Genomic DNA, 11,234 nt, shown 5'->3' with positions numbered 1-11,234 from the left:
TGTATCGCCCTGGACCGGCCCCGTCGGCGAAAGGTGAGGAAGAGCGGTTCAGCGCTTCGACCAGGCGAGTGCCGGTCCCATCGCGTAGCGCTTGCGCAGCTCGTCAGCGACCCGCCGGGAAGCAGGGGGACGGCCCTTCTTCGGCGCGGGTTCGGCCGGGCGTTCGCTGGGGGGCTCCTGCACGGACACGAGCGAGCTTGCGACGTCGCTCTCGGCCGAAGCGTCCGGGCTGGATTCACGGTCGGACGACGAGGCGGGGACGTTCTCCGCCGGGGACGACGACTCCTCGCGCAGCAGCCTCTCCAGCGAGTCGAGCCGGTCCAGCATGGGCGTGTCAGGCTGAGGCAGCACCATCGTGGGATGGTCCTTCGGCGTCGTCTCCTGAATCAGAGCGCGCCGTGCCCGGGCCGGACTCGTACCCAGTAGACGCAGCAGATCGGCACACTGCCGGGTCACCTCCTCCAGAGAGGGGCGGTCCTCCGCCCTGTGCGCCAGCATGGCCGATACGACGGGGGTCAGTTCGGCAGGCAGTCCAGACAGGTCGGGGCCGATCTCTGCGTTGACCACTTGAGCGGCCACCGCCTCCCACCGGGCGCCGTCGTACGGATAGTGCCCGGTCGCCGCGTACAGAAGGACCGTGCCCAGGCCGTACACGTCAGCGGCCTGCGTCACGTCCAGCTCACCCAGGGCCTGCTCGGGCGGCATGCAACGCACCGTGCCGATGACCATGCCGGCCTGCGTGAGCGACCCATTGGACGCCCCTACAAAGGCGCCCAGACCGAAGTCGATGATCACCGGACCGAAGTCACCGAGGACGACGTTCTGCGCCTTCAGGTCGCGGTGCACCAGACCCGCGGCGTGAACAGCGGCCAGCCCCTCGGCCAGCAGCGCGCCGAGGCTCGCCACGAGTGGCGTAGACAGCGGACCCTGGTCCTTCACGACATCGGAGAGCGGACGGCCCGGAACGTAGTCCATGGCCAGCCAAGGCTGCTCGGCGAACGGATCCGCCTCAATGAAACGGGCCACACGGCCCGTTCCCGAGATCGTGCGCGCCATGGTCGCCTCACGTTCGAAGCGGGCGCGAGTATGCGGATCCGTGCGGTCGGGCCGGATCACCTTCACGGCGACCGGTTCCCCCGCGACCGAGTAGGCGAGGTATACCTCCCCCATCCCGCCCGCGCCGAGCTGCCGCTCGACCAGGTACGGACCGATACGCGATGGCATAGACGCGCCGCTCACCGCTCACCCCCGACTCCCCCAGTTAAAGACCAGCTTCGCACGGCGCGTGCCCCCACTCTGCCGTGGAAGAAGCAAAGCACCATGGGCCAGGAAACCGACGAATGACCGCTACAGCCTACTGATCGGCTCGCATGGGAGGAACTGATCGCATCGGCCGGAACCAGCTCCCGGGCTCGAATCCGAAAGCTGGCCATGGATGCAGGGAGTTTCGCCCCGCTCCGCCCCATATCGCATGTCAGGGCCAACAGGACTGCACGGTCTCTCCCGAGGGGCGACGGCGGAAGAGGTTCAAAAGCCTAGCCGGAATAGTCACGTGCCCGGTTTCACTTGCTCCTCCTGTAGAGATCGCGCAGAGGGGGACGCTGGTGATCGACCTGAAGCTGTTCCGGCTCGATGCCGACGGCCGGGACGTCGAGCTGGCCGGTTCGACGGTGGCGCTGGAGGTGGAGCTGCAGCGGCGGGTCGAGGCCGGCCTGGAGCAGATGCTGGGCGTCCGTTTCCTGGCATCGGAGTATCCGACTGGCCCCTGGCACCGGGGGCGGATCGACACCCTGGGGCTCGATGAGAACGGCAGCCCGGTGGTGATCGAGTTCAAGAAGGGCTCGGACAGCGGGGTGATGTCCCAGGCGGTCTCCTACCTGTCCTGGCTGGAGTCGGCGCACCACGAGTTCGAGGCGCTTGTGCGGAAGGTGCTGGGGGCGGAGGCCGCCGAGTCCGTCGACTGGCGTCGTCCGCGGATGATCTGCATCGCGGCGGGCTTCTCGCACCACGACCGGGTGGCGGTGCAGCGGTTGCCCGAGCGGATCGACCTGGTGCGCTACCGGATCTTCGACGGTGGCCTGCTGGGGCTGCTGCTCGTGGACTCCGCGACCGGCTTCCCGAGCGCTGCCTCGTCTCGCCGGGGCCGGGAGCGGGCACCCGTGGCGGACAGCGTGCCGACGGCTCCGACGGTCTCTCCGCCTGCGGGTGGAGGAGTGGTGCCGGAGTGCCTGCGGGACCTGTACGCGGAACTGGACGAGGCGCTCACGGCATGGGGCGAGGTGGAGGTGGCGTCCCTGCGGCACTACATCGCCTACCGGCGGTTGGCGAACGTGGCGTCGGTGATCTTCCGTCCGAAGCACGAGGCGATCCTGGTGTACCTCAGACTCGACCCGGACACGGTCAAGTTGGAGGAGGGCTTCACCCGGGACATGCGCGGTATCGGACACCTCGGGACCGGCGACCTGGAGGCCCGCGTCGTCTCGGCAGCCGACTTGGAGAAGGCGGCGCCGCTGATCCGGCGGGCGTTCGAGGCGGCCTGACGTAACAGGAGGGGCGGCTGGTGCATCGGTTAGTCGATGCATCAGCCGCCCTCTGGCGTCTGTGGGCCGCCGGCCCTGGCCTCTCTCCGCTCTCACGCTCATGCCTCCGGTCCGGCCAGCTCGAAGTCGCCCTTCGTCAGTTCGGCCCGCAGCCGCTCCTCGGCGACGTCCGCGTAGTGCGCGGACAGCTCGACGCCCACGAAGCGGCGCCCCTCGCGCAGGGCCGCGACCCCGGTGGAGCCGCTGCCGGTGAACGGGTCAAGGACGGTGCCACCCTCGGGGCAGACCTGGACGAGCTGCTGCATGACCTCGACCGGCTTCTGGGTGATGTGAACCCGGCCCTTGCGGGGCTGGGAGGCGATGTAGTGCCCCGGCAGGTAGAGATCGCGGGTGTTGTCGAGGGAGCCCTTGACGCCCCAGATGATGAACTCCGAGTCCTGCTTGGGCCCGCCCTTGCGGGGCCGGCTGGACGGCTTGATCCACGGAATTGTGCCGCTCCAGGTCCACCCCGCCATCTGGAGGGCGTCTGAGGTGGTCGGCTCCTGTCGCCAGTCGGTGAAGACCATCGCGACCGCGTGCTCGGTCGAGGCCCGGTACGCCTCGGTGAGCAGCTCGGTGAGCCAGGAGCGGTAGGAGCGCTGGTCGCGGTTCTCGCCGGGGAAGTTGGCGAGGTCGTGCGCCGAGTTGCTCGTGACGTACTTGGCGCGAGCGGTGCGGCCGGTTCGATCGGAGCTGGTGCGGCCTCCGGAGTTGTACGGCGGGTCGGTGATCACCGCCTGGACGCTCTCGTCCGGGAGGGACTTCAGGACGGTCAGGGCGTCGCCTCGGTGCAGCGTGTAGCTCATGGGGAGGGCCTCTCTTCGGGCGCGGCGGAGTCTGGACCTGCTCCGGGCAGCGCTCAACGGCGCGCATCCGGTGCGAGGTTGCAGCGGATGTTAACGGCGAATTCCGGCCGCGCCTAACGAGGTGGTTCCCAGCTTCGAGCCCCTGGAGGGCAGTCGTTTGGTGCGGCCGGAATCCCGGTCTACTGTCTCGCCGTGCCACCGGGAAGGAGCCTTGCTCCACCCCCGTTGAGCTGTGCTTATCCGTGCTGTCTCGTCCAATCGGGCAGCGTCGGAGGCATGTTGCCCATCCGCCCGCGAGCGCCATGAGGAGGCCCACGTGCATTGCCTGAGATTACGAGCGCGGCTGGCTGCCGCGCGTGACCTGAAACCGGCGTCCTGGAGCTACCAACTCTTCTGACCCGGGCCCGCCGAGAGGCGGATGCACATCGGCGCGGTGCCGACGGCTTTGCACGAGAAGTCGGCACCGCGCCTCCTACGAACACCAAGGAGCCGCTGCGATGCAGCATGCCCTGACACACCCGCGCCCCGGCCCACCTCCGTCGACTGGTCCGCACCGCCGTCGTGCTGAACGGCGGCGGTCGTGAAGAAGACGACGGGAGCCCTCGTCGGTCTGTGCGCCACCGGACCACTCCTGCTGGCACTGCCGATTCTCGGCATCGGCGCCGGGACCGCCTCGGCCTCGTGCTCGACCGGCGGTGCACAAGGTGTGGACACCTCCGCCGTCGCCAAGCAGGTGAAGGCCATCCTGGACGGCGGCGACAAGGGCTCGGTCTCCGTGCCGGGCCTGGGCGCTCCTGCCGACCAGGTGCCCAACGCCAAGACGATCCAGGCCACGGGCGTCGCGATGAACATCCCCGCCCGAGGGCAGGTCGTCGCCCTGGCGACCGCTCTGCAGGAGAGCGGCCTGCGAAACCTGACCTACGGCGACCGCGATTCGCTGGGTCTCTTCCAGCAGCGGCCGTCGATGGGCTGGGGCACGGCCCGCCAGATCCTTGACCCGGTGCACGCCTCGACGAAGTTCTACGAGCGGCTCAAGAAGGTCTCCGGCTGGCAGTCCCTCTCTGTCACCCAGGCCGCCCAGGCGGTGCAGAAGTCGGGCTTCCCCGAGGCGTACGCCAAGTGGGAGCCGCTGGCCACCGCGCTGCAGAAGGCCATCGAGCCCTTGCTGCGGGAGGCCGGCGGTGCATCGCCGAGCCCGTCGCCGTCCGGTTCTGCCGACACCGGCAGCCCTTCTCTCGATTCCGCGGGGGGTTGTTGGGCGGACGGTGACGGGACGGACTTCGGCACCATCCCGGCGGGCGCGTTGCCGGACGAGTACAAGATCCCCGCCTCCGCGCCGCCGAAGGTGCAGACGGCGATCCGGTGGGCGCTCGGTCAGCTCGGCACGCCGTATCAGTGGGGCGGCACGTGCGCCGACTCCCACGGCAAGAACCCGATGGGCCGCTGCGACTGCTCCTCCCTGATGCAGGGCGCGTACAAGGCAGCCGGGGTCACCCTGACGCGGACCACGTACACGCAGGTCAAGGACGGCAAGGCCGTCTCGGTCGATGCCCTCAAGCCGGGCGACCTCCTCTTCACCGAGGGGACGGCCGCCGTACCGGAACACGTCGGGATGGCGATCGGCCAGGGCCTGATCGTCCACGCCCCGCACACGGGCGACGTCGTACGGATCACCACCGTCGCGTCCTGGAAATCGCGGATTCTCGCGGCCCGCCGAGTCGTCTGACCGGCGCTCCTCCCCCTCCTCACCTCCCCTCGCACCGCTGGTTCGCCCCGCCGGGCTTTGGCGTGCGCTTATTCGAACTGGAGTTCCCATATATCTCGCTGACCAGGTCATACAGCTCGCCTACGACCCCGGAATCAAGCCGAACGAGGGCGGGCTTCCGGGCCTCAACGTCCTCAAGCAGGTGATGGGCTCGATCAACCTCTTCGGGCTCATCGCCGTGGTCGGCGCCCTCGCCGTCAGCGCGGGCGTGTGGGCCTGGGGTCACCACTCGGGCGGTCACCAGGCCGAGGCGAACGGGAAGAAGGGCGTGCTGGTGAGCGCGGGCGCGGCCCTTCTGCTCGGCGCGGCCAACGGCGTGGTGGCCTTCTTCTCGACGCTCGGGACGCAGGTCCACTGATGGCTCAGCACTCCACCCACCCCGGCGGCGCATCTCGCGTGCGCCGCCGGGCGCTGCTCGGCACTGCCGTCCTGGCGGTCCTCGTCGCCCTCGCCGGCCTGGCCGCTTACCTCACCCGCGAGGGCCGAAGCCCCTCCGACACTGCGGCGCCACCGCCGAGTTCGCCCACGGCGTCCCCGCCGTCCGCGGCACCGTCTGGGCCGCACGCTCGGCCCCGCGCTCTCCCCGTTCCGCCGAAAACCCACGACCCGATCACGTACGGCAAGGCCGCCGCAGCAGCGCTGTGGTCGTACGACACCCGCGCGTACTCGCAGCCCGAACTGCGCAAGGCGCTGCGCGACTGGCTGACCACGGAGTCGAAGTACGCCGACCCGGCCTCCGTCGACCAGGCGGTCCCCTCGGCCGTGCTGTGGAAGGAGATGGCCGCCAACAAGCAGGTCGCCACCGCCAAGATCAACGAGGGCCACTTCCCGCACGCCTTCACCCAGGCCCTCCAGGACGACCCCGGGGCGATCACCCAGGCGTACGTCTACGCCGTCACGGTCTCCGGCAAGCAGTCGATTCGCTGGAAGGGCTCGGCCGCCGGCGGCGCGGAGAGCCGTTCCACCACCCTCGCGGTCCAGTGCCGGCCCGACCACCCATGCGCCCTGGTCGGCGTCATGCCGTCCGTCGCCCCCTGACCCTCGCCCCAGAACGGAGGTACGACCCATGGGAGTCTGCGACTTCCCGCTGATGGACAAGGTGTGCGGTGCTGTCGACTTCGCCACCAACCCCGCCGGCACCGTCACCGACGGCCTCGGCGCGTGGATCGCGAAGTCGGCGGGCGAGCTGGCGTCCAGCGCGGCCGACCTGGCCGCCAAGGCCGTCAACAAGACGACGGCCATCGACCTCAACGCCGGATGGTTCCGCGACAACTACGAGCTGCTGCTGCCCATCGGCCTCGCCCTGACCGTCGGCATCTTCTGCATCCAGCTCATGACCGCAGCCTGGCGCCGAGACGAACGCGCACTCGCCAAGGCGGCGTTCGGCACCATGACCGGAGTCCTGTTCAGCTTCTCCGCCATCGCCTTCACCACCGTCGCCATCACTGTGGTCGACGCGCTGTCCGACGGCCTCTTCAAAGCCGCCAACACCTCGATCGACGACGCGATCCGCCGTGTGATCAAGGTCGATCAGATGGGGGCCATGTACGGCCTCGGCTGGGGTGTGCCCGCGCTGGTCGCCTTCGGGTGCGCGATCGGCGCCTTCCTCTACTGGGGCGTCATGGTCGCCCGCAAGGTCGGCGTCCTGATCATGGTCGCGCTCGCGGTGTTCGCGGGTGCCGGCGGCGGCTGGGAGGTCGCGAAGCGGTGGCGGCGCGGCTGGATCGAGGCCACCGGCACCCTCATCGTCTCCAAGCTCCTGATGACCGTTGTCTTCCTGATCGGCGTCTCCGCCATGGGCAAGACCGACGCCAGCGACGGAATGGCGGCCCTGTCCGACGCGATGGCCGGCATCGTCGTGATGGTCCTGGTGCTGCTCTGCCCCTACGCGACGTACAAGTTCGTGCACTGGGCCAGCGACGGCGGTGGACACGACGACATGCACCGTACCGGCGTCGCCGGCATGGCAGTCGCTGCCGGAGCCGCGAAGACCGCGGGCAGTCTCGCGATGCGGGCCAGCACCGGAACCCCCGCTCCGCAGGGGCCGAACCAGGTCCCCGGTGCAGGGACCGATGGCGTCGCCTCCGGTATCAACCCCTCGGGCACCAACCTCAGCAAGGAGGGCATCGACGCCGGCCCGCCCAAGCAGCAGACCCGCTTCCGGTACGGCGAGGACCCCAACGCCTCCGGCGACAAGGGCCGTGCCCTGATCCAGCGCCCCGGGATCCCGCCGCTGATCACCCGGCCCGGCGAGGACGAACCGGAAGGGTCCGACTCGACTGCCCAAGGCGTCGCGGGCAGCTCCGGTCACCTCACAGGCGCATCGGCTCCGGGCGCCGACATGACCTCCATGCCGCCCGCCGACCCCGGACCTTCGGCCTCGGGCACTCCGGCGTCCGGGCCATCGGCCACCGGCTCCGCGACGCCGCCGAACTGGGTGTATCCCACCCAGCCGCCGTCGGGTTCCTGACCCACACCCCAGGGGGCGGGCCGCACTCTACGGCCCGCCCCCGCCTCCCCACCAGCAGGAAGGTTTCGCCATGACGTCCAGAAGAGCGCCGCGCGCCCCGTCCTCCGCCCGCTCCCACCGTCTGGAACCACCATGTCCGGCAAGCACCAGTCCTCCACGCCCACCGTGAAGTTTCCCCACCGCAGCAGGCGCGGCGTCCTGCTCGGCCTGACCGTCCCGCAGTTGGCCGTCGCCGGACTCACCGGCCTTCTCCTTCTCGCCGTCATCCTCACCCGAGGCGTGGTCGGCGCTCTCCAGCTCATACCGCTGTGGGCGGTCATCGCCCTGCTCGTCTTCGTCCGCCACCGAGGCCGCGCGCTGGCGGACTGGGCCCCGATCGTCGTCCGCTACGCGCTGCGCCGGATGCGAGGCCAGCTCGTCTGGCTCACCCGGCCCTCCCGCCGGCCGACCCGCGAGGGACTGCTCCACCTTCCCGGCACCGCTGCCAGCCTGCGCGTGACCACCGCCCCCGACGGCAAGTACGGCGCCGTCCACAACCCGCACACCGGGACGCTGACCGCGGTGGTCAAGGTCTCCTCCCGCGCCTATGCCCTGCTCGACCCGGGCACCCAGCAGGCCAACGTCGGCGGCTGGGGACGCGCGCTGGCGGCCCTCGCCCGTACCGGACAGATCGCCCGCATCCAGGTGATCGAGCGCACCATCCCCGACTCCGGCGACGCGCTGCGCCGCTACTGGGAAGAGCACGGCCGACCCGACACCCCGATGGCCGGCGCGATCTACAGTGAGCTGATCCAGAGCGCCGGCCCCGCAGCCGCCCCGCACGAGGCGTACGTCGCGGTGTCCTTGGACACCAAGGCGGCCCGTCGGCTGATCAACCAGGCCGGTGGTGGTCTGACCGGTGCCTTCAGTGTCCTCGCCCAGCTCACCTCCACGTTCGACCAGGCGGCGCGAACCGCCGGTCTCACCCCGACGGGCTGGCTCACCGCCCGCGAGATCGCCGCCGTGGTGCGTACCTCCTACGACCCGAAGGCGCTGGCGACACTCGACCGCTGGTCCACGGCCGGTCGCCCCGAGGCCGAGCCCGCCGCCGCCGGCCCCGTCGTGGTCGTCGAAAAGGCGGACCACATCGCCACCGACTCCGCCGTGCACGCCACCTACTGGGTGGAGAACTGGCCGCGCACCGAGACGTCGGCCGGGTTCCTGCACCAGCTCCTGTTCACCGGTGGCGTCCGGCGCACGCTGTCGCTCTCCTATGAGCCGAAGAACCTCGACGCCGCCCTGCGCGACGTGCAGCGCAAGAAGTCCAGCGTGATCGCGGATGCCGCCGAACGGGCCCGGCGCGGTCAGGTCGACTCCGAGGCGGACTCGATCGAGTACCAGGACATCAAGTCCCGCGAACGCCAGCTCATCGCCGGGCACGCCGATGTCGCCCTGACCGGTCTGCTGACCGTCTCGGCCGACACCGTGGACGAGCTGCGCACCGCCTGCGCCGTCGTGGAGACCGCCGCTGTCGGCGCCCAGCTCGATCTCCGGCCCCTGACCTGGCAGCAGGCCGAAGCATTCACCGCCGCCGCCCTGCCGCTCGCGCTCGCTGCCTGACCCTTCCTTTCGAAAGAGCACCCTCATGTCCCGCACCGCCAGCACGACCGCGCAGGACTTCGTGCCCTTCGCCACCGCCGCGCTCGACTTCCACCGGGCGCTCAACATCCCGGGCGGCCCGCTGGTCACCACCCGGGCCGAGCTGGACGCCCTGCACGCCCACCTCGTTTCGCTGTACGGGCTGCTCGACGCCCACGCCGGTCGCACCGGGCAGCTCGTGGCGGTCGAGGGCGACCAGCTCCGTACCGCCCGCATTCGCATCTGGCAGGCCGCCGAGCACCTCCACGCCGCCTACCACGCGGCGCCCCGGCCGGATTCCGGCGAGGTCCCCGAACCGGAGGAGTGCCAGGCCGGCCTTCCAGAGGGCGCACCGGAACTGACCATCTGCCAGCGCCACCAGCGCACCGCGCATCTCGTGCGGCGGCGCACCACCCCGGCCGACCTGCACGCCCCGTTCACCGGCCTCGTCCGCCGCTGATCCACCCCTCACCTGGAGAAACGTCATGCCCCGTACTCGCGCCAGTGCCTCCCCTCTGTTCGTGCCCCGTAAGACGACACGCGCCGAGCAGCGGGCCGCCCGAGCCGGTTTGACCGAGGCCCGCCGCCAGGCACGCCTCGCCGGAAGCCCGCCCAAGCACAGCGCCGAGCAGACCCTCGACCCGGAACTGCGGCCCACCTACCCGCTCTCCGGTCGCCCCGGTCCGGCCTCCGCCCGCGGCGGCAAGCTCGACCTGCCCGCCCACCGGATGACCACCGCGACAGCCAGCGGCGCGTACCCGTTCGTGGCCGAGGGCGGCTTGGGCGCCGAAGGGGTGTTCATCGGCCGCGATGTGCACGCGGAGGCGGCTTTCTGCTTCGACCCGTTCTCGCTCTACAACAGCGGCAGGGTGGAGGGCTTCACGAACCCCAACGCGGTCCTGGCCGGGATCATCGGCATGGGGAAGTCGGCGTTGGCGAAGTCGATCGCCACCCGGTCGATCGCCCACGGCTACCGGATCTACATCCCCTGCGATCCCAAGGGGGAGTGGACCGCTGTCTCGCAGGCCCTCGGCGGCTACAGCATCGCCCTGGGTCCGGGGCTCCCCGGCCGGTTGAACCCGCTGGACGCCCCGGCCCGGCCCGCCTCCGTGAGCGAAGAGGACTGGTTCACGGAGGTTCGCAAGCGCCGTCTGCTGCTGCTGGCCAGCCTCGCCCGCACCGTGTTGAAGCGCGACCTGCTGCCGATGGAGCACACCGCCCTCGACCTGGCCCTGGATCTGGTCGTCGCTGACTCCGCCGCCCGAGACACCGTGCCGCTGCTCGGCGAGATCGCACACGTACTCGGCTCCCCCGAACGCCTCGACCAGGCCCTCGGCCATCAGGCGGGGCACCTCGGGTCAGCCGCCCAGGACCTCGCCCACGCCTTGCGGCGTCTCGTGCACGGCGACTTGAGCGGCATGTTCGATGCTCCGTCGACGGTGTCGTTCGATCCAACGACGCCGATGCTGTCCATCGACCTCTCCCGTCTCGGCGGATCCGGTGACGACACGGCACTGGTGCTCGCGATGACCTGCGCGAGTGCATGGATGGAGTCCGCCCTCAGCGCTCCCGATGGCGGTCGGCGCTGGGTGATCTACGACGAAGCCTGGAGGCTCATGAGGCACGTCGGGCTGTTGGAGCGGATGCAGAGCCAGTGGAAGCTCTCCCGAGGTCTGGGCATCGCGAATCTGATGGTGATCCACCGCCTGAGCGATCTGCTCTCGGCGGGCGATGCCGGCTCGCGCGGCCGTGTTCTGGCTGAGGGCCTGCTGGCCGACTGCTCCACCCGGATCATCTACCGCCAGGAGCCCGACCAGCTCGCCGCCGCTGCATCTCTGCTCGGCCTGACCGGCGTCGAGACCCAGGCGGTGTCCGCCCTGACCAAGGGCCGAGGCCTGTGGAAGGTCGCCGGCCGCTCGTTCATCACCCAGCACATCCTCCACCCGGCTGAGCGGGAGCTGTTCGACACAGACGCCCGCATGGCGGCCTAGCCCAAC

10 protein-coding genes are annotated in these 11,234 nt (G+C 70.4%); 8 read left to right on the top strand and 2 right to left on the bottom strand.

Annotation, left to right across the window (positions count from 1 at the left end; translation table 11 throughout):
- Positions 1-48: 48 nt before the first annotated feature.
- On the bottom strand, positions 49-1,224 hold the full coding sequence (locus SSPS47_RS27545; protein ID WP_239065075.1) for a serine/threonine-protein kinase: 1,176 nt from the start codon (positions 1,222-1,224) through the stop codon (positions 49-51).
- A 380-nt stretch (positions 1,225-1,604) separates the two neighbouring features.
- Between SSPS47_RS27545 and SSPS47_RS27540 the strand changes: the two genes are divergently transcribed.
- Positions 1,605-2,540 (top strand): DUF5655 domain-containing protein, encoded by a 936-nt coding sequence (locus SSPS47_RS27540; protein ID WP_164253307.1) that lies wholly within the window; start codon positions 1,605-1,607, stop codon positions 2,538-2,540.
- A 98-nt stretch (positions 2,541-2,638) separates the two neighbouring features.
- Here the strand turns inward: SSPS47_RS27540 and SSPS47_RS27535 are convergent, their stop codons facing one another.
- The gene (locus SSPS47_RS27535) at positions 2,639-3,385 is read right to left on the bottom strand and encodes a site-specific DNA-methyltransferase (protein ID WP_030882221.1); all 747 of its coding nucleotides are present in this window, start codon (positions 3,383-3,385) and stop codon (positions 2,639-2,641) included.
- A gap of 580 nt (positions 3,386-3,965) precedes the next feature.
- Between SSPS47_RS27535 and SSPS47_RS27530 the strand changes: the two genes are divergently transcribed.
- The 7 genes from SSPS47_RS27530 to SSPS47_RS27500 all read left to right on the top strand — a co-directional run bounded on the left by SSPS47_RS27530 (position 3,966) and on the right by SSPS47_RS27500 (position 11,228).
- Positions 3,966-5,111 (top strand): C40 family peptidase, encoded by a 1,146-nt coding sequence (locus SSPS47_RS27530; RefSeq protein WP_164253306.1) that lies wholly within the window; start codon positions 3,966-3,968, stop codon positions 5,109-5,111.
- Positions 5,112-5,199: 88 nt separating this feature from the next.
- Positions 5,200-5,508 carry a DUF6112 family protein gene (locus SSPS47_RS27525; protein WP_023421641.1) on the top strand — a complete coding sequence of 103 codons (309 nt, stop codon included), beginning with the start codon at positions 5,200-5,202 and terminating at the stop codon, positions 5,506-5,508.
- Entirely contained in the window at positions 5,508-6,188 is a 681-nt protein-coding gene (locus SSPS47_RS27520) for a hypothetical protein (RefSeq protein WP_164253305.1), read from the top strand. The genes SSPS47_RS27525 and SSPS47_RS27520 overlap by 1 nt, the downstream gene beginning before the upstream one ends.
- Before the next feature lie 28 nt (positions 6,189-6,216).
- A complete protein-coding gene (locus SSPS47_RS27515) occupies positions 6,217-7,620 on the top strand; it encodes an ATP-binding protein (protein ID WP_164253304.1) in 1,404 nt (467 codons plus the stop codon).
- Positions 7,621-7,752: 132 nt separating this feature from the next.
- The gene (locus tag SSPS47_RS27510) at positions 7,753-9,219 is read left to right on the top strand and encodes an SCO6880 family protein (RefSeq protein ID WP_164253303.1); all 1,467 of its coding nucleotides are present in this window, start codon (positions 7,753-7,755) and stop codon (positions 9,217-9,219) included.
- A 25-nt stretch (positions 9,220-9,244) separates the two neighbouring features.
- Positions 9,245-9,697 (top strand): DUF6238 family protein, encoded by a 453-nt coding sequence (locus tag SSPS47_RS27505; protein WP_164253302.1) that lies wholly within the window; start codon positions 9,245-9,247, stop codon positions 9,695-9,697.
- Positions 9,698-9,722: 25 nt separating this feature from the next.
- Positions 9,723-11,228, top strand: a complete 1,506-nt coding sequence (locus tag SSPS47_RS27500) for an ATP-binding protein (RefSeq protein WP_164253301.1) — start codon at positions 9,723-9,725, stop codon at positions 11,226-11,228.
- Positions 11,229-11,234: the final 6 nt, after the last annotated feature.

The organism is Streptomyces sp. S4.7 (genome assembly GCF_010384365.1).
Classification (GTDB): Bacteria; Actinomycetota; Actinomycetes; order Streptomycetales; family Streptomycetaceae; genus Streptomyces.
The sequence above is the reverse complement of the archived record's forward strand: the minus strand, read 5'-3'. Positions and strand labels throughout refer to the sequence as shown.

Excerpts from the sequence above, each read along its gene's own strand:
- SSPS47_RS27545 (WP_239065075.1), bottom strand. The coding sequence starts at position 1,224 with ATGCCATCGCGTATCGGTCCGTACCTGGTCGAGCGGCAGCTCGGCGCG.
- SSPS47_RS27535 (WP_030882221.1), bottom strand. The coding sequence starts at position 3,385 with ATGAGCTACACGCTGCACCGAGGCGACGCCCTGACCGTCCTGAAGTCC.
- SSPS47_RS27520 (WP_164253305.1), top strand. The coding sequence starts at position 5,508 with ATGGCTCAGCACTCCACCCACCCCGGCGGCGCATCTCGCGTGCGCCGC.
- SSPS47_RS27515 (WP_164253304.1), top strand. The coding sequence starts at position 6,217 with ATGGGAGTCTGCGACTTCCCGCTGATGGACAAGGTGTGCGGTGCTGTC.
- SSPS47_RS27510 (WP_164253303.1), top strand. The coding sequence starts at position 7,753 with ATGTCCGGCAAGCACCAGTCCTCCACGCCCACCGTGAAGTTTCCCCAC.
- SSPS47_RS27505 (WP_164253302.1), top strand. The coding sequence starts at position 9,245 with ATGTCCCGCACCGCCAGCACGACCGCGCAGGACTTCGTGCCCTTCGCC.
- SSPS47_RS27500 (WP_164253301.1), top strand. The coding sequence starts at position 9,723 with ATGCCCCGTACTCGCGCCAGTGCCTCCCCTCTGTTCGTGCCCCGTAAG.